Here is a 25,220-nt window from a genome sequence, read left to right as displayed (position 1 = left end):
CGGCGGCCGTTCAAGCGCCGCGCGTCAGCACTTTTCCTTGCGGCCCATCAGCTTGCCCAGGCGCGAAGGCTCGTCGCACTTGGGCGCAGCCACCGGTGCCGGTGCCAATGCGGCGGCGCGGGCCTTCTGCAGCTGCTGGATCTTGGCGCGGATCTGCGGCATCGCCGCCATCGCGGCCTTCTCGCCTTCCAGGATGGCCGTGCCACGCTGGCTGAAATCGGCAGCACCGATGTCCAGCACCTTCGGCCGGATCACGATGTCGGCGCGTGCCAGTTCCTGCTCGCCCAAGCGCTGGCCCATGATCGAAATCGACTGGTTGACGATGCCGAGCATGCCGGTCGGTGCCTTGCCGCTGGCCTTGCTGGAGATGTCCACGGCGATCACGAACTCGGCACCGAGCTGTCGTGCGGCATCCACCGGCACCGGGCTGACCACGCCGCCGTCGATGTAGTTGCGGCCACCGATCTTCACCGGCTCGAACACGCCGGGGATGCTGCTGGACGCGCGCACCGCCTGACCGACGTTGCCGCGCACGAAGATCGAACGCTCGCCGGTTTCCAGCTGGGTGGCGACGGCGGCGAACGGCTTCTTCAGGCGCTCGGCCGGGCGGTTGGCCACCTGTTCATTGACGTAGTCCTGCAGCTTCTGGCCCTGCACCAGGCCACCGGAGAACAGGCGCACGTCGCGGATGCTGGCTTCATCCAGCGCCACCGCCTTGCTCTGCATCTGGAAGGCGTCCATGCCGCTGGCATACAGGGCGCCGACCACGCTGCCGGCACTGGTGCCGGACACCACCACCGGTTCGAAGCCGTTGGCCTCGAGCATCTTGATCACGCCGATGTGCGCAAAGCCCTTGGCCGCGCCGCCGCCGAGCGCGATGCCGATCTTCACCGGCTTGGCCTGCGGAACCACGGTGGGCTGCGCGGGCGGGGTGGGGCGGACTTCTTCACCACCACAACCGGCCAGCAGGCCGAGCAGGGCGACGGACAGCAGCACGCGGGGGCGGAACAGGCTCATCGGCAGTGCGCTCGCGGCGCCGGATTCAGGAAAGGGCGCCAGCATACCGAACGCACAAAATTCGTGGGTAGCGCCGGGCCATGCCCGGCGGATGGTTCAGCTGCCGCTGTGCTCGCCGGGCATGGCCCGGCACTACCGATGCGATGTGGGATACCGACGGCTGGTCAGCCCAGCAGCGAGCTCTCGCCGCGGCTCTTGCCGCCACCCTGCGGCGCGGCCATCCACATGCGGCCGGCCAGGCGCGAGAACGGCAGCGACTGCAGCCAGACCTTGCCTGGCCCGGTCAGGGTGGCCAGGAACACGCCCTCGCCACCGAACAGCACGCTTCGGATGCCTTTGACCCGGCGCACGTCCATGTCCACGGTCGGGTGGTAGGCGACGATGCAGCCGGTATCGACGTCCAGGCGTTCGCCGGCGGCCAGCTCACGCTCGACCACGCAGCCGCCGGCATGGATGAACACCCAGCCATCGCCTTCAAGCTTCTGCATGATGAAGCCCTCGCCGCCGAACAGGCCGGTCATGATCTTGCGCTGGAACTGCACGCCGATCTGCACGCCGCGCGCGCCCGCCAGGAAGCTGTCCTTCTGGCAGATCAGGCGCCCGCCGTGCTGGTCCAGCTTCATCGCCAGCACGGTGCCGGGATAGGGCGCGGCGAAAGCGACCTTGCCGCGGCCCTGGCCGGTCTGCGTGTAGACGGTGGCAAACAGGCTTTCACCGGTCAGCACGCGCTTGCCGGCCGCCATCACCTTGTCCATGAAACCGCCACTCTGGCCGCTGCGCGCGCCGCCGCCGAAGACGGTGTCCATCTGCACCGAGGCATCCTTGAACATCAGCGCGCCGGCCTCGGCCACCGCGCCTTCGCCGGGATCCAGCTCGATTTCCACGAACTGCATTTCATGGCCGACGATGCGGAAGTCGATGCGGTCGGCGCGGCCACCGGTTGACGCTGCTGCGGCTGCAGGGGTGACTGCAGGCATCGGCGGCGGAGCCGCGGTGCCGGTGCCGGCCTGCTGCATCGCGGCGATTTCGGACACCGATGTCCACCCTGTCATGCCCTGGCACCAGGCCAGCGCGCGCGGATTGGCCTGGGCGAAGCGGCGCGCAGCCTCCTCGTCGAACGGACCTACACGGTCGGCCTGGCCGGGAGCATGGAAGTACCACTGGGTCATCGCAGCAGGTCCGTTGCGGGGGGAAAACCCCGAGTCTAGCGGCAGCGTCCGGCGGCGCGCGAGGCGGCCATGAACGATCGGCATTTGCGAGGGAGGTGCTGTATTGCAACAATTATCTGGTAGCGCCGTTTTACCACCCCTCCAAACACAGCCTACCGCCATGTCTCCGACCCGTACTTCCCGTGGCCGCTCTCCGGTCGCGCGCCCGCTCGTTGTCGCTCTTTCCGCCCTGCTGCCGCTGGTAGCAGCCGCCCAGGAAACCCCCGCCGCCAAGGATCCGGTCGCCCTCGATGCGCTGCAGGTGACGGCACAGCGTCGTGTCGAGAACGCCAAGGACGTGCCGGTTGCGATCAGCGCGATCCAGGGCGAAAAGCTCGATGTGCTCGGTTCGGCGGGCGATGACATCCGCTTCCTTGCTGCGCGCGTGCCGAGCCTCAACATCGAGTCGTCCTACGGCCGTGCCTTCCCGCGCTTCTACATCCGCGGCCTGGGCAATACCGATTTCGACCTCAATGCATCGCAGCCGGTCTCGCTGGTGTACGACGATGTGGTGCAGGAAAGCCCGCTGCTGAAGGGCTTCCCGCTGTTCGACCTGGCCGGCGTGGAAGTGCTGCGCGGCCCGCAGGGCACCCTGTTCGGGCGCAACACCCCGGCTGGCGTGGTCAAGTTCGATTCGGCGCGGCCGTCGCAGGATGCCGATGGCTACGTGCGCGTGGGCTACGGCAGCTACAACAGCTGGAACGTGCAGGGCGCCTACGGCGGCCCGCTGACCGACCGCTGGTCCGCACGCGTGTCGGCCATCTACCAGCGTCGAGACGACTGGGTCGACAACACCCGTGCCGGTGCGCCCAACAGCGGTTTCGAAGGCTATGACGAAGCTGCCGGCCGCGTGCAGTTCCTGTACGAAGGCGATGACTTCGAAGCGCTGTTCAACCTGCACAAGCGCAAGCTCAACGGCACCGCGCGCCTGTTCCGCGCCAACATCATCGAGAAGGGCGGCAACGCGCTGGTCGAGAACTTCGACCGCGACAAGGTCGCCAACGACGGCGTCAATTTCTCCGACCTGGAAACCTGGGGCGGCAGCGCGCGCCTGCAGTGGAACCTCGGTTCGGTGACCCTGCATTCGATCACCGGCTACGAGACCGCCGAATCGCTCAACCGCGGCGACATCGACGGTGGCTACGGCGCCGCGTTCCTGGGTGCAGGCAACTCCGGCCCGGGCCTGATTCCGTTCTCGTCCGAGTCGGCCGACGGCCTGCCGCACCACCGCCAGTGGACCCAGGAATTCCGCGTGGAATCCAACGAATGGGGCCGCTTCGACTGGCAGGCCGGCGTCTTCTACTTCGATGAAGACGTCACCATCAACAACTTCAACTACGACTCGCTGACCCCGGGCAACCCGCAGACCGGCCACGTCGTGCAGCAGCAGCGCAACAAGGCATGGGCGGTGTTCGCCTCGGGCGACTTCGATGTCACCGACCGCTTCAAGCTGCGTGCCGGCGTGCGCTATACGCAGGACAAGAAGGACTTCAGCGCCAGCGTGCTGCAGGCCGTGCCGTTCGGCACCCCGGTCAGCGGTCCGTACCTGGCCAACACCGACGTCAACGACGTCAGCTGGGATGTCAGCGGCGTGTACAAGCTGACCGACAACGTCAATGCCTACGCACGCGTGGCCAAGGGCTTCCGCGCACCGTCGATCCAGGGTCGCCTGGCGTTCGCACCGGGCCTGTCGCAGGCCGATTCGGAGAAGGTGATTTCGTACGAAGCCGGCATCAAGGCCGACCTGTTTGAACGTCGTGCGCGCCTGGGCTTCAGCGTGTTCCGCTATGACGTGGACGGCCAGCAGCTGATCGCCGTCGGTGGCACCAACAACACCGCCACCCTGCTCAACGCCGACAAGACCATCGGCCAGGGCGTGGAGCTGGACCTGGAAGCCTACCTGGCCGACAACGTGCTGCTGACCTTCGGCAGCAGCTACAACGACACCGAGATCAAGGACAAGAACCTGGCGGTGGCGGTCTGTGGCGGCGGCTGCACCATCACCGACCCGACCACGGTCATCAATGGCGGCACCTACGCGCTGGTCAACGGCAATCCGCTGCCGCAGGCACCGAAGTGGATCCACAACGCGACCCTGCGCGTGGGCTTCCCGCTCAGCGATGGCAGCGAGCTGTATGCCTACACCGACTGGGCCTACCGCAGTGCGGTCAACTTCTTCATCTACGAGTCGCCGGAATTCCGCGGCCGCAGTTCGCTGGAAGGTGGCCTGCGCCTGGGTTACAACTGGGATTACGGCCAGTACGACGTGGCCGTGTTCGGCCGCAACCTGACCAACCAGACCCGGGTGGTCGGCGCGATCGACTTCAACAACCTGACCGGCTTCCTCAACGAGCCCCGTACCTGGGGCGTGGAGTTCACCGCGAAGTTCTGATGCGGTTGCAGCAGTAATGCAATGACGAAGGGCCGGCGCAATGCCGGCCCTTCTGTATTTCGCGTCCGCCGGGCATGGCCCGGCGCTACCCATGCGTCGCGCCCGGTAGCGCCGGGCCATGCCCGGCGAGCGCAGCGGCGGTGGATTACAAGGCGCTCTGCGGGCGCACCTTCAGCACGGCGTTCTCGGTGGCGCAGTCGTGGCTGGAATGCAGGCCGGCCTTGCGCGCAGCAGCGATCTCCCTGCGCGCGGCAAGCAGGTCGCTGTTGAACGCCGCGTTGTCATGCAGGCGGGCCACGGCGGCGGCGCCCATGAAGCGGCCTTCGAGGATGTCGCTCTGCCAGTGCACGTTGCACACCAGGCGGCTCTCGCCGTAGTTGCGGCCGCGCGCCTGGATGGCATCGGCGCGGTCCGGTGCGATCTCCGACAGGATCAATGCCCATGCCCAGCCGATCGAGGTGTGGCCGGACGGATAGGAGCCGTTGCTGCGCAGCCCCTCCTCATCCTTCGGCGAGCAGGTCGGCTCGCCGTTGACCATGAACGGACGCGGGCGCTGGTACGTGTTCTTGGCAGCCTTGGTGGCAGCACTGGCGTCGATCCGGCTGCGCTCCAGCAGGCGATACAGGGCCGGGGTCTTCACTGCATCCACGTCGATGTCGGCGGCGCAGGAAAAATGGTTGGCACCTTCCGGAAAGCCAAGTTCGGCATCGACGCCGGCCTGGGCGAAACGCGGGCTGCCGCGCAGCGCACGTGCCTCGCGGCTGACCTGCTCGTCCAGCGCAAAGGCCGCCGAGCCAGCGGCCGGTGGTGCCGGCACCAGATCGATGCTGGCCGGCACCGCGGTCTTGTCCAGGTAGCCCACGGCCTTGGTGGTGACGTTGGCTTCGACGGCGGTCGGTTTGCTGGCGGTGGTGGTGGCGCAGCCGGCCAGCGACAACGCGATGGCCAGGCCCAGCAGCGGCCGGGCAGGGGGGAGGATCGACGACATGGGCAGACTCGGGCAGGGAACTCGCCGGCCATGATCGCAGCCTCGCTTGCCGGCCGCAGCGTCCATCGGTCATACGGCCAGACCCGGCATGGTCCCGCTGCACTGGATGAAAACGGTCATCAATTGTCGGCAATCTGCTGAATCCGGGCGCAGCGCACGGACTTTCACGCGCTGCCGCCATGAGCATCAGGTCACAGCCGGGCCGGGGGGATCCGCTGAAAGGGAGAGACGCGATGCGCAGCACCGCAACAGGAAGTACCGTTCTGGGCCTGCTCCTTGGGGTGGCGACCGTACCGGCGCAGGCCGCCGATGTGTACGGCGTCGCCTTCGTCCACGGCACCGGCGCGCAGACCAATGCCACGCAGGACTACTGGCAGCCGGCGATCATCGACACCGTCCGCCAGGGCCTGCCGAACAGCAGCAACTACGTGGTCATCAACTGCGACTTCACCCAGTACATGTGGAAGCCGGAAGCGGCCGGCTGCCTGGCCAACCAGCTCACCGGCTTCATCGACAGCCGGGGCATCACCCAGCTGGTGGTGATCACCCATTCCAACGGCGGCAACGTGATGCGCTGGATCCTGTCCAATCCCACCTACGACAGCCGCTACCCGAAGATCATCAACCGGCTGCGCAAGGTCACTGCGCTGGCGCCCTCCTCGGCAGGTACGCCGCTGGCCGACGCCGTGCTCAACGGCAACACCTTCGAGACCTCGCTGGGCTGGCTGCTGGGCTACAAGAACGATGCCGTGCGCATGCAGCAGGTGGGACACATGGCCACCTACAACGCGCAGAACCTGTACGGCACCGCCGGCCGTCCGGCCCTGCCCAGGCCGTTCCGCGCAGTGGTCGGCAGCGATGTCGAATCGGCGGTATGGGACAGCAACAGCTACTGCGGCGGCTATTCCGCCAATGTCGGCCTGGAGTTCACCCAGAACTGGCTGTCGTCGTGCTCGGACGGTTTCCTGGAGTGCAGCAGCCAGAAGGCGGCCGGCACCCTGTGGTTCACCGACAAGGCGCGTACCCAGGGCGCCGAGCCGCTCAGCCACAACCAGAGCCGCCGTGAGTGCTTCGGCCTCGGCGGCATCCTGCGCAACGACCTGACCCAGTGAGGGAGATGACCATGACGATCCATTCCACCTTGCTGGCTGCCGCCGTGCTGACGGTCCTTTCCACTGCATCGGCGCAGGCCGCGCAGCCGCTGCGTGTTGCCGCTGGCGACCAGATTCCCGCCGGCCTGGTTGCCGCGCCGCTGCCTGCCGATGAAAGCGAGCACGCGCCGCTGGCCTTCGCCTGGGCACTGGACCCGGCACAGCCACTGCAAACTCCCGGTCCCCAGGCTGCGATCAGCCGCAGCTACTGGCAGCAGGTCGACGCTGCCGATCTGCAGCGCGGCCTGGAACTGCCCCTGAGCGCACCGGATGCGGTGATCCAGCTCAGCCCGGCGCCGGGCGCCCGCGCGCTGCCGGCAAGCTCGCTGCAGGTACGTGACCCGGCGGGGCGCAGCAGCGTCGCGCGCAGTGTCGATGCACGCCAGCTGCAGGATGCGGGCATGCCGGTCGGCGATGGCAGCAGCATGCTGCGCACCGGTACCACCAGCGCGGCCGGTGTTTACCGCCTGCAGAGCGCGCAGGCGCAGGGCCGCTATGTGGTGCAGGTGCTGGAGCCCAACAGCCCGCTGCGATTGGAAGTGCAGGCCAGCCAGACGCAGGTGCTGGCCGGTGGCTACGTGCAGCTGCAGGCGCATCTGCTGGAAGACGGTGCCAGCGCGGCGACGTTGCGCGCGCGGCGTGGCAGCCTCGGCGGTGAAGCGCTGCTGGTCGCACCCGATGGGCGCAGCTGGCCGCAGCGCCTGCTGCGCACCACCGATGGCAGTCTGCGTGCACAGGTAAGGATTCCGGCCGAGGCCAGCAACTCGCAGGGTTTGTGGGAACTGCAGGTGTTCGCCCAGGCTGACGGCGTGCTGCGCGATGGCAAGGTCGCCTTCGCAGTGGCCAGGCCGACTGCCCGCTTCGTCGGCCAGGCCATGCCCGATCCCTCCAGCCGCCAGGTCAGCCTGCCGTTGCAGGTGGCCGCCGCCGGCCGCTACGAGGCGCGCGGCACCCTGTATGCCACCGCAGCCAACGGCCAGTTGCAGCCGGTGGCGCAGGCGCATGCCGCAGCGTGGTTCGATGGCCCGGGCCGCGGCGCGCTGGTGCTGCCCTTCGACCAGGCCGCGTTGCCTGCCGGTTTCGGCGCGCCGTATGAACTTCGCGACCTGCAGCTGCAGGACCAGAGCCGGATGGCACCGATCGAGTCGCGCGCGCTGGCGTTGCGATTCTGAAGGAAGGCGTGGCGGGCCGGATGTCCGGCCCGCCACAGGTGCGTTGTCACCCTGCGTATGCCGTCAGCCGGCCTTCCTGTTCCACCACCGTGATCGCACCGCCGAACACCGCCGACAGGGGCGCATCGCGCAGCAGTTCGGCCCGTGGACCATCGGCCAGCACCCGACCGTCGCGCAGCAGCACCACCCGCTCGATCTCGGGAATCACTTCCTCGATGTGGTGGGTGACCAGCACCAGGGTGATGCCCTGCTGCGCAAGCACGCGCATGGTGGCGATCAACTGCTGGCGGGCCACCAGGTCCAGCCCGGTGGAGGGTTCATCCAGCAACAGCGCCTGCGGCCGGTTGACCAGCGCGCGGGCGATCAGCACGCGGCGGGTCTCGCCGGCCGACAACTCGGCGTAGGCACGTTCGCGCAGGCCCGACGCACCGGTCATCGCCAGCGTCTCGTCCACCCGCGTGCGCATATCGGCGGTGACTTCGCGGAAGGCCGGCACCACGTAGCTGGCGAAGAACCCCGACAGCACCGCCTGCTCCACCGTCAGCCCTGGCATGTCGGCCAGGTTGCTGCTGAGGTCGCCGGTGACGATGCCCAGCTGCGAACGCAGCCGGTCGACCTGCCAGCGGTTCTGCCCCAGCACCTTCACCGCCACCGTGCCGTCGGCCTGCGCCAGCGGGTACAGCTCGCGGGTGATCAGCTTGATGAAGGTGGACTTGCCACAGCCATTGGGGCCGAGCAGGGCGGTGTGCTGGCCCTGCGCGATGCGCAGGCTCAGCCCGTGCAGGACTTTCACCTGCCCGCGCATCACGCTGGCGCGGTCCAGTTCGATCAAGGGTGGCAGGTCCCCGGCGGACGGGGCTGCGGCGCGGGTGCGCGGATCAAGGCTCGACAACACGGGTCCCCAACTGTGAACGAAGCCACGGAATGGCGCTGCCAATCCGGCGGTGCGAGGTGCAGTTTGCAACGCAAGCGCCCATGATGTCTTCCATACCCGTGTTGCTCTGGAGCGCCGCCATGCCTGATGCCCTGATGTCCTTGCTGACCGGTGGCGTACTGGGCCTGGGCTGGTGGCAGCTGGCCCTGGTGCTGCTGGTCTTCACCCAGCTCACGATCTTCTCGGTCACCCTCTACCTGCACCGCAGCCAGGCGCACCGGGGCGTGGACTTCCACCCGGTGGTCGCGCACTTCTTCCGCTTCTGGACCTGGCTGACCACCTCGATGATCACCAAGGAGTGGGTGGCGATCCATCGCAAGCACCACGCCAAGGTGGAAACCGAGGACGACCCGCACAGCCCGGTTACCCGCGGGATCGGCCAGGTGTTCTGGCGCGGCGTGGAGCTTTACCGCCAAGCACGCGGCATGCGTGAGGACATCGAACAGTACGGCCGCGGCACCCCGGACGACGCGATCGAGCGCCGCCTCTACACCCCGTATGCAACCCTCGGCCCGGTGCTGCTGTTTGCCATCAACACGGTGCTGTTCGGCCTGCCGGGCGTCGCCCTGTGGGCGATCCAGATGGCGTGGATCCCGTTCTGGGCCGCCGGCGTGGTCAATGGCCTGGGCCACTGGTGGGGCTATCGCAACTACGAGTCGGCCGACACCTCCACCAACCTGACGCCGTGGGCGTTCTGGATTGGTGGCGAGGAACTGCACAACAACCACCATGCGTTCCCCAGCTCGGCGCGCTTTGCGATGCGGCGCTGGGAATTCGACATCGGCTGGAGTGCGATCCGCCTGCTGCAGGCATTGCGCCTGGCCAAGGTCCTGCGTGTCGCGCCGGCCATGGACGTGCGCCCGAACATCGCCGTGCCCGACGCCGATACCCTGAAGGCACTGCTGTCGCATCGCTTCCAGGCGATGACCGACTACCAGCGCAACGTGTTCATGCCCGCACTGCGCGAAGAAGCGCGATACGCGGGTGCCAAGCTGCGCCGGTTGCTGCCGCGCCGGCTGCGCCGTGGCCTGGTCAACGACGGCCGCTGGTTGAAGCCGGACAGCCGCGCCCAGCTCAGCGAATGGGTCGCCCAGCGCCCGCGCATCCGCACCCTGGTGGACTACCGCGCACGCCTGGCGACGCTGCTGGAAGCACGCGGCCACGATGCCGCCGAGCGCCTGCGTCAACTGCAGGCCTGGTGCCGCGAGGCCGAGGAAAGCGGCATTGCCGCGCTGCAGGCCTATGCCGCGCGACTGAAGGGCTACACCCTGGTGGGCGGATGAGGGCTGCGCTGACGGCATTGCTGCTGGCCGCCGTGTGCGCACCTGCCGTGCAGGCCCAGGTCAGCGACACTGCCAGCTACCTGCAGCGCATGGACAGCGATGGCGACGGCAGGGTCAGTGAAGCCGAGTACCTGCAGTGGATGCTGTACGCCTTCGATCGCATGGACCGCAATGGCGATGGCGTGCTGACCGCCGACGAACTGCCCGGCGGCAAGGGCAGGGACATCACCCGCCAGCAGCAGCGGCAGGTGATCATGCAGCGCTTCCACAAGCAGGACGCCAACGGTGACGGGTTCCTGGATGCACGGGAACTGGCTGCACCGCCGCGCTGAGCGGGCATAGAATCGTCCCATGCCCGAACTGCCCGAAGTAGAAACCACCCGCCGTGGCCTGGCGCCACACCTGCAGGGCCGCCGCGTGCACGGGGTGATCCTGCGCCGTGCCGACCTGCGTTGGCCGATTCCAGCGGAAGTGGCCGAGCTGCTACCCGGCCAGCGCATCGAAGAGGTGCGCCGCCGCGCAAAGTACCTGCTGCTGGATACCGCCATCGGCAGCGCCGTGCTGCACCTGGGCATGTCCGGCAGCCTGCGCGTGCTGCCCGGCGACACCCCGTTGCGCGCGCATGATCATGTGGACATCAGCCTGGACAACGGCCGCCTGCTGCGCTTCAACGACCCGCGCCGCTTCGGCAGCCTGCTCTGGCAGCCGGCCGGCGAGATCCACCCGCTGCTGCAGGGGCTGGGCCCGGAGCCGCTGGACGATGCCTTCGACGGCGACTACCTGTTTGCCCGCAGCCGCGGCCGCAGCGCACCGGTGAAGACTTTCCTGATGGACCAGGCGGTGGTGGTCGGGGTGGGCAACATCTATGCCGCCGAGAGCCTGTACAAGGCGGGGATCAGCCCGCTGCGCGAGGCCGGCAAGGTCACCCGCGAGCGCTATCGGCGGCTGGCCACGGCAGTGAAGCAAACGCTGGACTACGCCATCACCCGCGGCGGCACCACCCTGCGCGATTTCATCAGCCCCGACGGCGCGCCGGGCTACTTCGAGCAGGAACTGCTGGTCTATGGCCGCGATGGCCTGCCGTGCCCCGGCTGCGGCCGCCCGCTCAAGCACGCCATGATCGGCCAGCGGGCAAGCGTGTGGTGCAGCCGCTGCCAGCGCTGAACGTCTTCATGCGCTGCACACGCGCAGCGCTATAGTCCAGCCGACATCCGCTGCGGGGGAGCGTTGGCGATGGACGAAGGCCCGGATATCACCGTATGGCTGGATGCTGCGCGCGGTGGCGACCGCGCCGCGCTCGACCGCGTGCTGACCACCCTGTACCAGGAACTGCACAGCATGGCCCGGCGCCAGCTGGCCGGGCAGCAGGGACGCACCCTGGATGCGACCTCGCTGGTCCACGAGTCCTACCTGAAACTGCTGGGCAGCCGCGGTGCGGCGCGCTTCGAGGACCGTGCGCACTTCTTCGCCTATGCGGCGTCGGCGATGCGCAGCGTGGTCGTCGATTACGCGCGCAACCGGCTGGCGCGCAAGCGCGGTGGCGACCTCAAGCGGGTGGCCGAGATTCCCGAGAACAGCAGCAGCGGCGTGCGCCTGGACGAGGATCTGCTGGCCCTCGATGTTGCATTGGAACGCCTGCAGGCCGTCGATGCGCACCTGGCCAGGGTGGTGGAGCTGCGCTACTTCGCCGGCTTGTCCGAACTGGAGATCGCCGAACTGAGCCAGCGCTCGGAGCGCAGCATCCGCCGCGACTGGCAGAAAGCGCGGCTGTTCCTGCTGGCCGCGATGCGCAGCGACTGACCCCGGGCCGAACCCCACGATGGACGCCGCCCGCTGGCAGCAATTGTCGTCCTGGCTGGACCAGCTGCTCGAGCTGGCACCCGCCGCCCGCCAGCTGCGCCTGCAGCGCTTGAGTGCGCAGGACCCGACGCTGGGCCGCGAGCTGGAATACCTGCTGCAGCAGGAGGCCGACAGCCACGAGTTCATGGCCCAGCCCTTGTGGACCGCTACACCGCCAGGCCGCGCCGGAAGCGAGGTCGGGCCGTATCGGCTGCTGCATCCGCTCGGCGAAGGCGGCATGGGCGAGGTCTGGCTGGCCGAGCGCTGCGATGGCCTGTACCAGCGCCAGGTTGCGCTGAAGCTGCTGCGCAGTGGCGTGGCCGATCCGGGCCTGCGCCAGCGCTTCGGCCGCGAGCGGCAGATCCTGGCCCGCCTGCAGCACCCACACCTGGCACAGCTGCTGGACGCCGGGGTGGACCAGCACGGGCAGCCCTACCTGGCGCTGGACTACGTGGAAGGCGAGCCGATCAGCGACTACTGCCGGCGCCTGCAACCGCCGCTGGAAACACGGCTGCAGCTGATGCTGCAGGTCTGCGCGGTGGTCAGCCATGCGCATGCCAACCTGGTGGTGCACCGCGACCTCAAGCCCTCCAACATCCTGGTACGCGCCGATGGCACGGTGAAACTGCTCGACTTCGGCATCGCCAAGCTGCTCGACCACGACGATCCGAACGCGGCCCATCCGGCTACCGAAATCCGCGCGTTCACCCTGCACTACGCCGCGCCGGAGCAGGTGCGTGGCGAGGCGGTGACGACCCTGACCGATGTCTATTCGCTGGGCGTGGTGCTGTTCGAGGTGGTCACCGGGCACAAGCCCTATCGCCTGCGCCGGCACAGCGATGCGGAATGGGAGCGCTCGATCCTGGATGTGCAGGCACCGCGTGCCTCGGCGCTGCTGCAACGGCTGGCCGCCGAGCCGGGGGCACCGAGACGGGCGCTGCTGCGGCAGGCAAAGCGACTGCGTGGCGATCTGGACCTGCTGCTGGAAAAGGCCCTGCAGAAAGACCCGGAGCAGCGCTACAGCTCGGCCGAAGCACTGGCCGGCGACCTGCGCCGCTACCTGCAGGGGCAGCCGATCCAGGCGCGACCGCCGGGCGTGGGTTACCGGGTGCACAAGTACATCGGCCGCCATCGCTGGGGCGTGGCGCTGGCCGGGCTGGCTGCCCTGGCCCTGCTGGGGACCACGTCCTTCGCACTGTGGCAGTTGCGCCAGGCGCGGGCGGAAATGGCGCGTGCGCAGGCCATGCAGGATTTCACCGTCGGCCTGTTCGACAAGGCGGCCAGCCAGCGCCACGGTCATTTTGACGTGCCGCAGCTGCTGGCCACCGGCCAGCAACGGGGCGAAGCCGAACTGGCTGACCAGCCGCTGGCGCTGGCCGAGCTGCAAGGGGTGATTGGCCGCCTGCGCATCGGCCTGGGCGACTACCAGCTGGCGCTGCAGACCCTGGACCAGCAGCGCCAGCTGCTGCAGGAGGTGGGCGAGGTGCCGCCGGCGCTGCAGATCGAGGCGGTGACCCAGCGCGGGCGCGCACTGCGCATGCTCGGGCGCGGACGCGAGTGCCTGGCGCACCTGCAGCCACTGCAACCGCTGGCGGCCAGCCAGGCGGCGGTATTGCCGGCGGCCGTTGCCGAATTCCACAGCCAGCTTGGGCGGTGCCAGGCCCAGCTGGGTGACGCCGATGCGGCGCGACGTTCGTTCCAGCAGGCGCTGGCGCTGCGCCACCAGGGAATGGTCGAGCGCTTCGGGCGTGCTGAGTCACTGGCCGATCTGGCCGCCTTGGACGCTACTGCCGGGCGCCTGCCGGCCGCGCTGGCCGGGTACCGGCAGGCGCTGGCCCTGCTCGGCCAACGCGCCGATGCCAGCAGCCCGCAGGTGATCAGCCTGCATCGCCAGCTGGGCGATGTGCTGGCCCGGCAGGGCGACACGCAGGCGGCAGCGGCCGAGCTGGAGCTGGCCTGGCAGGCGGCACAGGATGCATGGGGGCCGCGCCACCCGGAGGCACTGGTGGTCCGCCGCGCACGCGCGCTGCTGGCCCTGCAGCGCGGCCAGCACGCGCTGGCCGGCCAGGAACTGCGGCAGGTGCAGGCACAGCTCCTCGGCGTCCTGGGCCCGGATCATCGCGAGATCGGCTACGGCGAGTTCGCCCTGGGGAAGTGGGCCAGCGCCAGCGGCGATCCCTCGGCAGCAGCAGCGCACTATGCCCGCGCGGTGGCGATCTGGCGCCAACCGGATCACGTCGCCCTGCTGCCGCAGGCGCTGCTGGCACAGGGGCAGGTCCTGCAGCAGGCCGGCCAGATCGCGCAGGCACGCACCGTGCTGGCCGAGGCACGGCAGTTGCTGCTGGCCCAGCGTGGTCCGCAGGCACCGGCCCTGCAGGAGCTTGATGCCCGCCTTGCGGCATTGGCGCAGGCTGAACAAGGTATCGAGTCCACCGCTGCCCGTTAACGTTTGTCTGCCTATGATGGCCGACCTTCCCTTTGCTCCCGCGCCTGCATGCAACGACGCGACTTCATCCGCAATGCCTCCCTGGCCCTGGCCGCCTTCGGCCTGCCGTCACTGCCGGCCTGCGCGGCCAGCAAGAGTGGCCAGCTTGGGCTGCGCCGGCTTGGCCAGCCGCAGCCGTTCGATTTCGCCACCCTGAAGGGCCAGGCGCGCGCGCTGGCACAGGCGCCCTACCAGAGCCACAAGCGGGTGCTGCCGGGCAAGCTGGAGGCGCTGGACTGGGATCAGTACCAGTCGATCGGCTACCGCCAGGACCATGCCCTGTGGGCCGACCAGCCGGGAAAATTCCAGGCAAAGTTCTTCCACCTGGGCCTGTATTTCCATTCGCCGGTGCGCATGTTCGACGTGGTCGACGGCAAGGCGCAGGAGCTGGCCTACGACGGTGCCGCGTTCAACTACGGCAAGAGCGGGTTGAAGAACGGTGAGCTGCCGGCAGATCTCGGCTTTGCCGGCTTCCGGCTGAACACGCGCAAGGACACCGACCGCGATTTCGCCGCGTTCCTGGGCGCCAGCTACTTCCGCGCAGTGGGCAAGGAAGGCCAGTACGGCCAGTCCGCGCGGGGCCTGGCCATCGACACCGGCATGGGCAAGCCGGAGGAATTCCCCGACTTCATCGCCTATTACCTGGAACAGCCTGCGGCCGACTCGGACACCATCATCGTCTATGCGCTGCTGGACTCGCCCAGCGTGGCCGGCGCCTATCGCTTCGCCGTCACCAACGGCGATGTGCTGCTGATGGACATCGACAGCGCGTTGTACCCGCGCAAGACCATCGAGCGGCTGGGCATCGCCCCCTGCACCAGCATGTACCAGGTGGGCGAAAACGACCGCCGCATGGGTTGGGACTGGCGCCCGGAAATCCACGATACCGACGGCCTGTCGCTGTGGACCGGCGCTGGCGAATGGATCTGGCGGCCGCTGGTGAACCCGCGCAACCTGCGCTTCAACATGTTCGTCGACCGCAATCCGCGTGGCTTCGGCCTTCTGCAGCGTGACCGCAACTTCGACCATTACCAGGACGACGGCGTGTTCTACGAGAAGCGTCCGTGCCTGTGGGTGGAACCGAAGGGCGACTGGGGCGAGGGCTCGGTGCAGCTGGTGGAGATTCCCACCGTCGACGAAACCTTCGACAACATCGTGGCCTTCTGGAATCCGAAGGACAAGCCGCAGCCGGGCCAGGAACTGCTGGTCGGCTACCGCCTGTACTGGGGCGCGCAGCCGCCGGCGCACACGCCGCTGGCCCACTGCGTGGCAAGCCGCACCGGCCTGGGCGGGGTGATCGGCAAGAAGCGCGAGTACTTCTCGTGGCGCTTTGCGGTTGATTTCGAAGGCGGCGAACTGGCCAGCCTGATCGACAAGGCCGACGTCGAAGCGGTTGTCGAAACCAGCCGTGGCCGGGTGGAGATCGTCTCGGCGCGGCCGCTGCGCGAGATCAAGGGTTACCGCGCGATGTTCGACCTGGTGCCGCCGGAGGGCAGCAGCGAGCAGATCGACATCCGCCTGTACCTGCGCAGTGGCGGCAAGACCCTCACCGAAACCTGGCTGTACCAGTACAGCCCGCCGCCGGCTGGTGCGCCGGAGCGCACGCTGTACTGACGCAGAGCGGTGCCGGACAAGCGCCGGCACCCTTGATTCAGGGCTTGCTGTCGGTCGCGTGCGACTGGGTCGGCACGCCCACTTCCACCGTGCCACGGCGGATCTTCATCCAGGTTTCGTCCTGCCAGCGCTCGTACTGCTTCGGATCCCAGTACTTGGGGTCATACAGGCGGTCGGCCTTGATCGTGCGGGAGATGCCGCCGTCCATGTAGACGATGTCCACGTTGTTGGACATCGAGCCTACGCGGCTGCCGGTCATCTCGCGCCGTCCCTTCCTCAACACTTCGGCCATGCGCGGGCGGGCGACCTCATCGCCATACTCTGCACGCAGCGCGCTCACCTGCGCCCGTGCGGCGTCGTGCTGTTCCAGCGGCAGGGTCGCCCAGTACTCGTTGCGCAGGTCCACGAACAGCGGGTAGCCGCGCTCGGCTGCCACTTCCATCCACGCATAGGCCATGACCGGATTGCGCGGCTGTTCAACGCCATACCAGTACATCTCGCCCAGGTAGCCCTGCGCGGGTTTGTCGGCATAGCGTGCGGCCAGCCGGAAGTTGTCCATCGCGCCATTGACGTCGTTGCGGCGCAGGGCGTTGACGCCCCACTGCCGGTACATCATGTCCGGATGGCTGTCCATGAAACCGGCGCCGATCACGGCCGCATCCTCTTCACCGGACGGGCGCTCGGCCGCAGTGGCCAACAGGGGCAGGAACAACACGGAAAGCAACAGCAGGGCGGGGCGCATGACGGACATCCAGTTCGGCAGCAGGTAGTGCCGCAGCCTAGGCCCGACCACGCGGCCTTGTAAACCGCAGGACGTCATGGCCCGTGAAGGGCCATGCCCTACAGCGGCAGCGGTGCCTGCGCCGGATCGATCCGCCCCTCGCCACGGGTGATCTTCTTGAACTCGGCGCGGCTGACCGACACGTAGCGCTCGTTGCCGCCGATCTCCACCTGCGGGCCGTCCTGCACCGCATGGCCATGTTCGTCCACGCGCACGGTCATGGTCGCCTTCTTGCCACTGTGGCAGATCGTCTTGATCTCCTGCATCTCGTCGGCCCAGGCCAGCAGGTACTGGCTGCCCTCGAACAGCTCGCCGCGGAAATCGGTGCGCAGGCCGTAGCACAGCACCGGGATGCGCAGCTGGTCGACCACCTCGCTGAGCTGCCAGACCTGGCTGCGGCTGAGGAACTGCGCCTCGTCCACCAGCACGCAGCCCAGCGGCCCGTTGGCCTGCAGATCCTGGCTGACCCACTGCTGCAGGTCGGTGTCGCGTTCGAAGGCCATGCCGTCGGCGCGCAGGCCGATCCGCGAGGCGACCACGCCCGCGCCGGCACGGTCGTCCAGGCGCGGGGTCAGGATCGCCACGCGCATGCCGCGCTCGCGGTAGTTGTGCGCGCTCTGCAGCAGGGTGGTGGTCTTGCCGGCGTTCATCGCCGAATAGTAGAAATAGAGCTTGGCCATCGGCCGATTGTACGACGCCACCCGGCGCCGGCCGAAGCCGTTCAGCAAGCCCACCGGCCGGCGGCTGTGGCCGCCACCAACGCCCGCTACAATCGCACCCCAATGCACGGTCTCAATCCCCCCCAAGCTGCCGCCGTCCTCCACATTGAAGGACCGCTGCTGGTGCTCGCCGGCGCCGGCAGCGGCAAGACACGCGTGATCGTGGAAAAGATCGCCCACCTGATCAGCTGTGGCCGCTACCCGGCCAAGCGCATCGCCGCGATCACCTTCACCAACAAGTCGGCCAAGGAAATGCGCGAGCGCGTGGCCAAGCGCCTGCGCGAGCAGGATGCCGATGAAGTGACCATCTGCACCTTCCATGCGCTGGGCCTGAAGTTCCTGCAGATCGAGCATGCCGCCGTCGGGCTCAAGCGCGGTTTCTCGATCTTCGATGCCGATGACGCGGCCGCGCAGATCAAGGACCTGATGTACGGCGCCAAACCGGACGACATCGAGGACATGAAGAACCTGGTGTCGCGCGCCAAGAACGCCGGCCTGTCGCCGGAGCAGGCGATGGCCGCTGCGCGCAGCAACCGCGAGAAGGAAGCGGCCGGCATCTACGAGCGCTACCAGTTGCGCCTGAGCGCGTTCAACGCAGTGGACTTCGACGACCTGATCCGGTTGCCGGTGCAGATCCTGGAAGAGAACCCGGAGATCGCGCTGGCCTGGCGCGAGCGCATCGGCTACCTGCTGGTCGACGAATGCCAGGACACCAACGATGCGCAGTACCGCCTGCTCAAGCAGCTGGCCGGTGACAAGGGCAACTTCACGTGCGTGGGCGATGACGACCAGTCGATCTACGCCTGGCGCGGTGCCAACCCGGAAAACCTGCAGCAGATGGGGCGCGATTACCCGGCGCTGGAAATCATCAAGCTGGAGCAGAACTACCGGTGTTCCAACCGCGTGCTGCGCGCGGCCAACGCGCTGATCGCCAACAATCCGCACGAACACCTGAAGAAGCTGTGGAGCGACCAGGCCGACGGCGAGCGCATCCGTGTGTGGGAGTGCCGCAACAGCGAGCACGAGGCCGAGAAGGTCGCCGCCGAGATCGCGTTCGTAGCGCAGACGCGCAACGTGCCGTGGAGCGATTTCTGCATCCTGTTCCGCGGCAACTTCCAGTCGCGTCCGCTGGAAAAGGCGATGCAGCTGCTGCGCATCCCCTATCACCTGACCGGCGGCACCATGTTCCTGGAGCGCCAGGAAGTGAAGGACACGCTGGCCTGGCTGCGGCTGCTGGTGAACCCGGACGACGACACCGCGTTCCTGCGTGCGGTGCAGTCGCCCAAGCGCGAGGTCGGCGCCGGCACCCTGGCCAAGCTGGCCGAACTGGCCTCGGAAAAGGACATGCCGATGGCGCAGGCCGCCGAGGCGATCGGCGCGCTGCAGCAGCTGCCACCGCGCGCGGCCAACAGCCTGGCGCGCTTCACCGACATCCTGCGCGACCTGCGCGCGCAGACGCGGCAGATCAGCTCCGGCGACATGATCCGCAAGGTCGCCAAGGAATCGGGCCTGCTCAGCGAGCTGCGGCAGCAGGCCAAGGAAGAAGCCAGCTACCAGCGTCGCGCCAACAACATCGAAGAACTGGCGCAGTGGTTCGAGGGTGGCCCGCGTGGTGCCACCGCTGCCGATCTGGCCGGCCAGTTGGCGCTGTTGTCGCGCAGCGACAAGGACGAAGGCGGCAACCAGGTGCGGATGATGACCATGCACGCCTCCAAGGGCCTGGAATTCCCCTATGTGTTCATCGTCGGCTGCGAGGATGGCGTGCTGCCGCACCAGGTCAGCCTGGACGAGGGCAATCTGCAGGAAGAGCGGCGCCTGCTGTACGTGGGCATCACCCGCGCCAAGATCCAGTTGTGGATGAGCTACAGCAAGCTGACCCGAAAGTTCGGCGAGCACGTGCGGCTGAAGCCGAGCCGCTTCTTCGAGGAGATCCCGGCCGAGGAGATCCAGCGCGATGGCGCCGATCCGGTGGCGGATGCGGCGCGCAAGAAGGAGCGGGCGACGGCGGGGTTGGCGGCGATCGAGGCGTTGTTCGATTGAGGATCGAAAAGCCACTAAAGCGGTATTCCAATCCGTCCGATTGACGCTTCTGGCCTTGAGCCTGCATCGGGTTAAGGCCTAGTGTGAGCGCACCCGAAGTGCGCGCCGTGTCCTTCATCGTGTCCAACGACATCCCTGCTGTTCTCACTCATACCTTCCTCGGGCTGGGCCTGGTCCTGCTTGTTTCAGCGCTTCTGGCCTACGTTGGTGCCAGGCGCTTCCTCGATGGGGCGGTCATTGCCGATGGCAGGATCACCCATGTGGATGCCGTCAGCGTTGATCGCGGTGGTTCGCGCACTTCAGGGGTGAAGTTCCTGTACTGGGTGGACTTCACTACCAGCAGCGGGCAAGTGATGCGGTTCTTCGCAGGTCGTACCCGCCATCGTGCCTACATGACGGGCGATCATGTAGATGTGCTGTACCTGCCGGACCGCCCGGACAAGGCCCTGGTGCGTTCGCTCTCATCACCCTGGGGCCTGAGCGTCATACTGGGAGTGACCGGCGGCCCATTCTTGCTGGGGGTGGGAATTCTGCACCTGCCGCAGGCGGCGAGGGCATGGCGGCGCAGGCAGCTCCTTCGCCACGGGACACGGGTGCAAGCCAAGGTCCGGGCGATCAAGCGCGATCGCGGAGTATTCTCGGGGGGAAGGCATCCGTTCGTCATCGTCTGCGCCTGGCGCGATCCTGAAACCACTCGATGGCATGTCTTCCACAGCGCGTATCTCTGGGCCGATCCCCGTGCACAGGTGAGTGGGCGTGAACTGGATGTCCATGTCATGCCGGGCAATCCGCGCTACTACCATGTCGATATCTCCTTCATTCGATCAGCGCCGGCACCTGCACGCTGATCGATCAACCCGGCCAGCACCATGCCCACCCTCCTCAGATGTTTTTTGCTGTTTTCTTTGCCGTGGGCCTGCTGATCCTTCTGGCCGCCGCCTGGCTGTTCGTGGACGTCCAGCGTTTCGCGCGCAAGGCCGTTTCCGTAACCGGAACGGTGGTGGCCGTCCAGGCAGAGGATGCCCGGTCGGAAATGGAGGGGATGCCCACACGTGACATCACCCTGCATCGCCCGGTGGTGAGGTTCCAGACCGCACAGGGGCAGATGATTCAGTTCACTGCGTCCTTTGCTACCGGGGCACCACTGTACGTGGTCGGCGAACAGGTACAGGTGCTATATCCCGGCGGCATGCCTTCCAAGGCTCGTATCCAGCACCCGGGATTGCGCTGGGGCGCACCGCTGCTGTTGGCGCTGATGGGCATGGGGTTCTGCCTGATCGCCGCATGCGTCCATCGCCTGTGCGTGCGCTACTGGCCGATCCTGTTCGGCCAGCGTGACGGGGCATGTGGCTAGGCTGGGCATCGTAGTGGCCCACTTGGCCTGAGCGTGCTGCACGGCGGGCGCTGGCGTTGCAAAATCGAGGTATTCCTTCCGGAGCCCACCCATGCATCCCATCGAAAGCGAACGCCTGCGGCTGCGCCGCCTGGAACCAGACCGGGATGCTGCGCCGATGCTGGCATTGCTCAATGATCCAGGCTTCGTGCGCTTCATCGGCGACCGCAACGTGCACAGCGAGGAACAGGCGCGGGAGTACATCGCGCTGCGCGTGCTGCACAGCTATGCCTTGAACGGGTTCGGCATGTACGCCATCGAGCGGCTGTCCGATGGCGCCTGGCTGGGCAATGCCGGCCTGGTGCGGCGTGATGGCCTGCCGGCACCGGATATCGGCTACGCGGTGCTGTCCGCATACGCGGGGCAGGGCTATGCCAGCGAGGCGGCACGGGCGGTGTTCGCGCATGCACGCGGAGCGCTGGGCCTGCACGATCTGTACGGCATCACCGACCTGGACAACGTGGTGTCCGGGAAGATCCTGCTGGGCCTGGGCATGCAGGAGCGCGGGGTGATCCAGTTGCCGGGCATCGAAAGCGCCAGCCGCTTGTATGCCACGCCGGGGGCGGCGCAGGTCGGGTAGTGCCGGCCGCTGGCCGGCATCCAGGCATCACCGGGTTGCCGGCCAGCGGCCGGCACTACCGCATGCGGACGCTCAGCCGCGCAGTTCGTCCAGCTGCGCCTGCAGCTCGGCCACGGCCGCTTCCAGCTGGGCCACGCGCTCGGCCAGGCCCGGATCGGCCGCATCGCCGCTGCCACCGCCACTGCTGGCGTACTTTGCTGCCAACGCCGCGCCGTCCACTTCACCGCACAGCAGGTGCATGTAGCGGTCTTCGCGCTGGCCGCTGGCGCGCGGCAGCACCACCAGCAGCGCGCGCTGCTGCAGGCGCTCGACGGCGTGGCGGGCTTCGTCGATATCCGCAAACCGGTACAGACGCTCGCTGCGCGACACCAGCTCGCCCAGGGTCTGTGGGCCGCGCAGCAGCAGCAGGGCCAGCAGCACGGTCTGCTGCCGGGTCAGGTCCAGCGCGGCCTGCAGGCGGTGCTCGTAGCGGTCGGCGCGCGAGGAGAAGTGCTGGCGCGCCAGGCCCAGGGTCTCCAGCTGGCGCAGCGCATGCTCCACCCCGCCGGCGCTCACGTTCATCACCGGCTCGCGGGCGGTCTTCTGGTTGGCCGCCGATTGTGCGGCGTTGACGGTCAGCGGGTAGGTATCCGGGGTGGTGGCTTCCTTCTCCACCAGGCAGCCCAGCAGGCGCGCCTGTACGGCATCCAGCAGCGGAACGTCGGGGGTCTGGGCAGGGTCGGTCATGGCGGCTTCCGGAAGACAACGTGTCAACCGCCAAGCATAGCCGTCCCTGCGGCGCCTTTGCCGGTAAAATGGGCCGGTATATCTGATTGCCGGTGAATCCATGCGTCGTCCCGTTTCCCTGTCCCTGACCCTGCTCGCCACCGCGGTGCTGGGCCTGTCCGCCTGCAAGCGCGTGGAAGCGCCTGCCGAAGCCGCCACACCGCAAGCCCCGGCCGCCGCCGCCAAGGCCGACGGTGCCCTCGACGCGACCGCCAACGACAACCTCAATGCCGTGCTGTGGATGCAGCGCGCGCAGGAATACAGGGCGATCACCGAGCAGACCTACCGTGCCGCCGCCGACCATCTGGACGTTGCGCTGAAGGAAGCCCACTGGGACGCGCTGGTACCGGAAGAGCGCGGCAACGAAGCCAAGGGCCTGAAGCCGGCCGTGGTGCTGGACGTGGACGAGACCGTGCTGGACAACTCGCCCTACCAGGCCCGCCTGGTGCGTGATGGCAAGGAATACGACGAACTCAGCTGGGATCAGTGGGTCGCCGAAAAGAAGGCCAAGGCCATTCCCGGCGTGGTCGATTTCGCCAAGGCTGCCAATGCCAAGGGCGTGACCCTGCTGTACATCTCCAACCGCGCCGTGCACCTGAAGGACGCGACCCTGGCCAACCTGCGCGAGCAGGGCCTGCCGGTCGCCGATGACAGCGTGTTCCTCGGCCTGGGCACCGTGGTTGAAGGGTGCGAGCAGGCCGGCAGCGAGAAGAACTGCCGCCGCCGCCTGGCCGGGCAGAAGTACCGCGTGCTGATGCAGTTCGGCGACCAGCTGGGTGACTTCGTGGAAGTGACCGCCAACACCAACGATGGCCGCGACGCGCTGCTGCAGCAGTATCACGACTGGTTCGGCGAGCGCTGGTGGATGCTGCCGAACCCGACCTACGGCGGCTTCGAGCCGGCGCAGTTCAACAACGATTACGCGCAGTCGCGGCAGGCCCGTCATGACGCCAAGCGTGCCGCGCTGGACTACGCGCCGTGAGCCGCGCCCCGCTGCCGCTGCGTGACGACGAGCGCCTGATCTTCGCGCTGGACGTGCCTGACCGGGTGCAGGCGCTGGCATGGGTCGACCGCCTTGGCGACAGCGTGGCGTTCTACAAGATCGGCATGGAACTGCTAGCCTCCGGTGAGTACTTCCAGGTGCTGGACGAACTGGCCCGCCGCGACAAGCGCGTGTTCGTCGACCTGAAGTTCTTCGACATCCCGGCCACCGCCGCGGCGGTGATCAAGCGCCTGGCGCAGTGGCCGGTCAGCTACGCGACCATCCACGGCTGGCACCCGGCGATGATGGAGGCCTGCGCGGCCGCCAACAGCGGCGACATGCGCCTGCTGGCGGTGACCGTGCTGACCTCGATGGGCCGCCCGGACCTGGCGCAGATGGGCATCGACCGCGAGCCGGTGGAGGTCGTCGTCGAACGCGCGCTGGCCGCACAGGCTGCTGGCATCGACGGCGTGATCGCCTCTGGCCAGGAAGCCGGTCCGATCCGCGCCGCGACCGGGGCCGGTTTCTCGATCGTCTGCCCGGGCATCCGCCCCGGCGGTCCGGTCGGCGATGACCAGAAGCGCACCGTGGGTGTGGCGCAGGCGTTCGCCGATGGTGCCGATGCCATCGTGGTCGGTCGTCCGATCCGCCATGCGTCCGATCCGCAGGCTGCAGCACGGGCGATCCAGCAGGAAATCGCGACGGCTCTGGCCGCGCGCTGAGCCCCGCCCCGACGGCGGTCACGCCGGCACCACGAACGCCATCCCGTCGAATGCGGGATGGCGTTCGCATTTGTGCCTGTTGCTCTGACGCACCCGACCCCAGCCGGGAAAACTGTGCGCCGCATCGCGCTGTACGCGTGGAGCGCCCTCTATCAATCGATGCACCAGCACGGACCGCGGCCGTGCCGGTTCCAACCATCGATAGAGGAATACACGGATATGTATCGCAGCACCTCTTTGTTGTTCGGCGGCCTGTTGGCGGCTGCCATCGTCTTTCCCGCCACGGCTGCACCCCAACCCCGCGAAGCACCGCGCATCATTGGCGGCGAGGATGCCAAGCCGGGCGACTACCCGTTCATGGTCAGCATCCAGCGCCTGTCCTACGGTGACAGTGACCACGGTCGCCACTGGTGTGGCGCCACGCTGATTTCGCCCTCCTGGGTGCTGACCGCCTCGCACTGCGTCGAAGGTGATCGCCCGGATGATCTGGCCGTGCTGGGGGGCGCCACCGTGCTGTCCACCGAGCCGTCGGCGCGGTCCTCCAACATCAAGGCCATCCACATGCATCCGGCGTTCAACAGCGGCAACTCGCTGGAGCATGATGTTGCCCTGATCCAGCTCAGCGCACCGTTGGCTGACGCGCAGCCGGTCGCGCTGCGGCTGCGGCCCGATGCCAGCTATCTCAAGCCAGGCCGGGAGTTCACGGTGATCGGCTGGGGCGACACCGACATCAGTGACGGACGGCTCTATCCCACCCAGCTGCAGACGGTGCAGACCCCGTTCGTGCCCTTCGCCGAGTGCCAGCAGGCGTATGCGGGTGCGCTGTCGCGCGGCAAGGTCATCTGCGCCGGCCGCGAAGGGATCGACAGCTGCCAGGGGGATTCCGGTGGTCCGCTGCTGCTGCGTCTGCGCGAGGGCTGGACCCAGTTCGGTGTCGTCAGCTGGGGCGAAGGCTGCGCGTTGGCCGGCTACCCCGGCATTTATGCCCGAATCGCCGAAAAACATGCCGTAGATTTCATTGAAGCAGTCTGGCAACGCGATTGATCCAATAAAATCAATGATTTGAATGACATTTCATCATGTGTTGCGTTAACTTTACGGGCAGCGTAGGATCGCCGCCATCCGGTCTTCGGGCCGGACATGCGCCACAACACT

23 protein-coding genes are annotated in these 25,220 nt (G+C 67.8%); 16 read left to right on the top strand and 7 right to left on the bottom strand.

Going from position 1 to position 25,220, the window contains the following annotated elements; genetic code table 11:
- Window positions 1–24: 24 nt before the first annotated feature.
- Both K5K93_RS12435 and K5K93_RS12430 read right to left on the bottom strand, forming a co-directional pair.
- The gene (locus tag K5K93_RS12435; protein WP_025875469.1) at window positions 25–1,017 is read right to left on the bottom strand and encodes a patatin-like phospholipase family protein; all 993 of its coding nucleotides are present in this window, start codon (window positions 1,015–1,017) and stop codon (window positions 25–27) included.
- A gap of 164 nt (window positions 1,018–1,181) precedes the next feature.
- The gene (locus K5K93_RS12430) at window positions 1,182–2,186 is read right to left on the bottom strand and encodes a TIGR00266 family protein (protein WP_222388051.1); all 1,005 of its coding nucleotides are present in this window, start codon (window positions 2,184–2,186) and stop codon (window positions 1,182–1,184) included.
- Between the two features lie 160 nt (window positions 2,187–2,346).
- On the opposite strand from K5K93_RS12430, the gene K5K93_RS12425 reads away from it, so the two are divergent.
- On the top strand, window positions 2,347–4,617 hold the full coding sequence (locus K5K93_RS12425) for a TonB-dependent receptor (protein ID WP_032978438.1): 2,271 nt from the start codon (window positions 2,347–2,349) through the stop codon (window positions 4,615–4,617).
- Between the two features lie 145 nt (window positions 4,618–4,762).
- Here K5K93_RS12425 and K5K93_RS12420 read toward each other — a convergent pair whose 3' ends face one another.
- Window positions 4,763–5,605 carry a phosphatase PAP2 family protein gene (locus tag K5K93_RS12420; RefSeq protein WP_222388050.1) on the bottom strand — a complete coding sequence of 281 codons (843 nt, stop codon included), beginning with the start codon at window positions 5,603–5,605 and terminating at the stop codon, window positions 4,763–4,765.
- A 233-nt stretch (window positions 5,606–5,838) separates the two neighbouring features.
- Here K5K93_RS12420 and K5K93_RS12415 point away from each other — a divergent pair, with 233 nt between their 5' ends.
- Entirely contained in the window at window positions 5,839–6,717 is an 879-nt protein-coding gene (locus K5K93_RS12415; protein ID WP_222388049.1) for a hypothetical protein, read from the top strand.
- Window positions 6,718–6,728: 11 nt separating this feature from the next.
- Window positions 6,729–7,928, top strand: coding sequence for a DUF4785 family protein (locus tag K5K93_RS12410; protein WP_222388048.1), 1,200 nt, complete (start codon window positions 6,729–6,731; stop codon window positions 7,926–7,928).
- A 46-nt stretch (window positions 7,929–7,974) separates the two neighbouring features.
- Here K5K93_RS12410 and K5K93_RS12405 read toward each other — a convergent pair whose 3' ends face one another.
- Window positions 7,975–8,733, bottom strand: coding sequence for an ATP-binding cassette domain-containing protein (locus K5K93_RS12405; RefSeq protein ID WP_258954377.1), 759 nt, complete (start codon window positions 8,731–8,733; stop codon window positions 7,975–7,977).
- A 209-nt stretch (window positions 8,734–8,942) separates the two neighbouring features.
- On the opposite strand from K5K93_RS12405, the gene K5K93_RS12400 reads away from it, so the two are divergent.
- The 6 genes from K5K93_RS12400 to K5K93_RS12375 all read left to right on the top strand — a co-directional run bounded on the left by K5K93_RS12400 (window position 8,943) and on the right by K5K93_RS12375 (window position 16,083).
- Window positions 8,943–10,145, top strand: a complete 1,203-nt coding sequence (locus K5K93_RS12400; protein WP_222388047.1) for a fatty acid desaturase — start codon at window positions 8,943–8,945, stop codon at window positions 10,143–10,145.
- Window positions 10,142–10,477: a hypothetical protein gene (locus K5K93_RS12395; protein ID WP_222388046.1), complete on the top strand. Its 336-nt coding sequence runs from the start codon at window positions 10,142–10,144 to the stop codon at window positions 10,475–10,477. Before K5K93_RS12400 ends, K5K93_RS12395 begins: the two co-directional genes overlap by 4 nt.
- Window positions 10,478–10,496: 19 nt before the next feature.
- The gene (gene mutM / locus K5K93_RS12390; RefSeq protein WP_222388045.1) at window positions 10,497–11,309 is read left to right on the top strand and encodes a bifunctional DNA-formamidopyrimidine glycosylase/DNA-(apurinic or apyrimidinic site) lyase; all 813 of its coding nucleotides are present in this window, start codon (window positions 10,497–10,499) and stop codon (window positions 11,307–11,309) included.
- A 69-nt stretch (window positions 11,310–11,378) separates the two neighbouring features.
- Window positions 11,379–11,945, top strand: coding sequence for an ECF-type sigma factor (locus K5K93_RS12385; protein WP_222388044.1), 567 nt, complete (start codon window positions 11,379–11,381; stop codon window positions 11,943–11,945).
- A gap of 19 nt (window positions 11,946–11,964) precedes the next feature.
- Entirely contained in the window at window positions 11,965–14,430 is a 2,466-nt protein-coding gene (locus K5K93_RS12380; RefSeq protein WP_222388043.1) for a serine/threonine-protein kinase, read from the top strand.
- A gap of 48 nt (window positions 14,431–14,478) precedes the next feature.
- A complete protein-coding gene (locus K5K93_RS12375) occupies window positions 14,479–16,083 on the top strand; it encodes a glucan biosynthesis protein D (protein WP_222388042.1) in 1,605 nt (534 codons plus the stop codon).
- A 37-nt stretch (window positions 16,084–16,120) separates the two neighbouring features.
- Here K5K93_RS12375 and K5K93_RS12370 read toward each other — a convergent pair whose 3' ends face one another.
- Together K5K93_RS12370 and K5K93_RS12365 are read right to left on the bottom strand one after the other, a co-directional pair.
- Window positions 16,121–16,825, bottom strand: a complete 705-nt coding sequence (locus tag K5K93_RS12370; RefSeq protein ID WP_093820291.1) for a sel1 repeat family protein — start codon at window positions 16,823–16,825, stop codon at window positions 16,121–16,123.
- Between the two features lie 98 nt (window positions 16,826–16,923).
- Complete coding sequence (locus K5K93_RS12365; protein ID WP_025875442.1) at window positions 16,924–17,544, bottom strand: thymidine kinase; 621 nt, start codon at window positions 17,542–17,544, stop codon at window positions 16,924–16,926.
- A gap of 102 nt (window positions 17,545–17,646) precedes the next feature.
- On the opposite strand from K5K93_RS12365, the gene K5K93_RS12360 reads away from it, so the two are divergent.
- The 4 genes from K5K93_RS12360 to K5K93_RS12345 all read left to right on the top strand — a co-directional run bounded on the left by K5K93_RS12360 (window position 17,647) and on the right by K5K93_RS12345 (window position 21,596).
- Window positions 17,647–19,623: a UvrD-helicase domain-containing protein gene (locus K5K93_RS12360; RefSeq protein ID WP_222388041.1), complete on the top strand. Its 1,977-nt coding sequence runs from the start codon at window positions 17,647–17,649 to the stop codon at window positions 19,621–19,623.
- Window positions 19,624–19,730: 107 nt separating this feature from the next.
- Entirely contained in the window at window positions 19,731–20,471 is a 741-nt protein-coding gene (locus K5K93_RS12355; protein WP_222388040.1) for a DUF3592 domain-containing protein, read from the top strand.
- A 38-nt stretch (window positions 20,472–20,509) separates the two neighbouring features.
- Entirely contained in the window at window positions 20,510–20,977 is a 468-nt protein-coding gene (locus tag K5K93_RS12350) for a DUF3592 domain-containing protein (RefSeq protein ID WP_222388039.1), read from the top strand.
- Window positions 20,978–21,068: 91 nt separating this feature from the next.
- Entirely contained in the window at window positions 21,069–21,596 is a 528-nt protein-coding gene (locus K5K93_RS12345; protein WP_222388038.1) for a GNAT family N-acetyltransferase, read from the top strand.
- A 72-nt stretch (window positions 21,597–21,668) separates the two neighbouring features.
- Here K5K93_RS12345 and K5K93_RS12340 read toward each other — a convergent pair whose 3' ends face one another.
- Window positions 21,669–22,322 carry a DUF480 domain-containing protein gene (locus K5K93_RS12340; RefSeq protein WP_222388037.1) on the bottom strand — a complete coding sequence of 218 codons (654 nt, stop codon included), beginning with the start codon at window positions 22,320–22,322 and terminating at the stop codon, window positions 21,669–21,671.
- Between the two features lie 100 nt (window positions 22,323–22,422).
- On the opposite strand from K5K93_RS12340, the gene K5K93_RS12335 reads away from it, so the two are divergent.
- The 3 genes from K5K93_RS12335 to K5K93_RS12325 all read left to right on the top strand — a co-directional run bounded on the left by K5K93_RS12335 (window position 22,423) and on the right by K5K93_RS12325 (window position 25,109).
- Window positions 22,423–23,343: a 5'-nucleotidase, lipoprotein e(P4) family gene (locus K5K93_RS12335; RefSeq protein ID WP_025875432.1), complete on the top strand. Its 921-nt coding sequence runs from the start codon at window positions 22,423–22,425 to the stop codon at window positions 23,341–23,343.
- Complete coding sequence (gene pyrF, locus K5K93_RS12330; protein WP_025875430.1) at window positions 23,340–24,065, top strand: orotidine-5'-phosphate decarboxylase; 726 nt, start codon at window positions 23,340–23,342, stop codon at window positions 24,063–24,065. The genes K5K93_RS12335 and pyrF overlap by 4 nt, the downstream gene beginning before the upstream one ends.
- A 219-nt stretch (window positions 24,066–24,284) precedes the next feature.
- Complete coding sequence (locus K5K93_RS12325) at window positions 24,285–25,109, top strand: serine protease (RefSeq protein WP_222388036.1); 825 nt, start codon at window positions 24,285–24,287, stop codon at window positions 25,107–25,109.
- Window positions 25,110–25,220: the final 111 nt, after the last annotated feature.

This window comes from Stenotrophomonas sp. DR822, from assembly GCF_019793815.1.
GTDB classification, from domain to species: Bacteria; Pseudomonadota; Gammaproteobacteria; order Xanthomonadales; family Xanthomonadaceae; genus Stenotrophomonas; species Stenotrophomonas indicatrix.
This window is presented reverse-complemented; position numbering and strand designations above follow the sequence as displayed.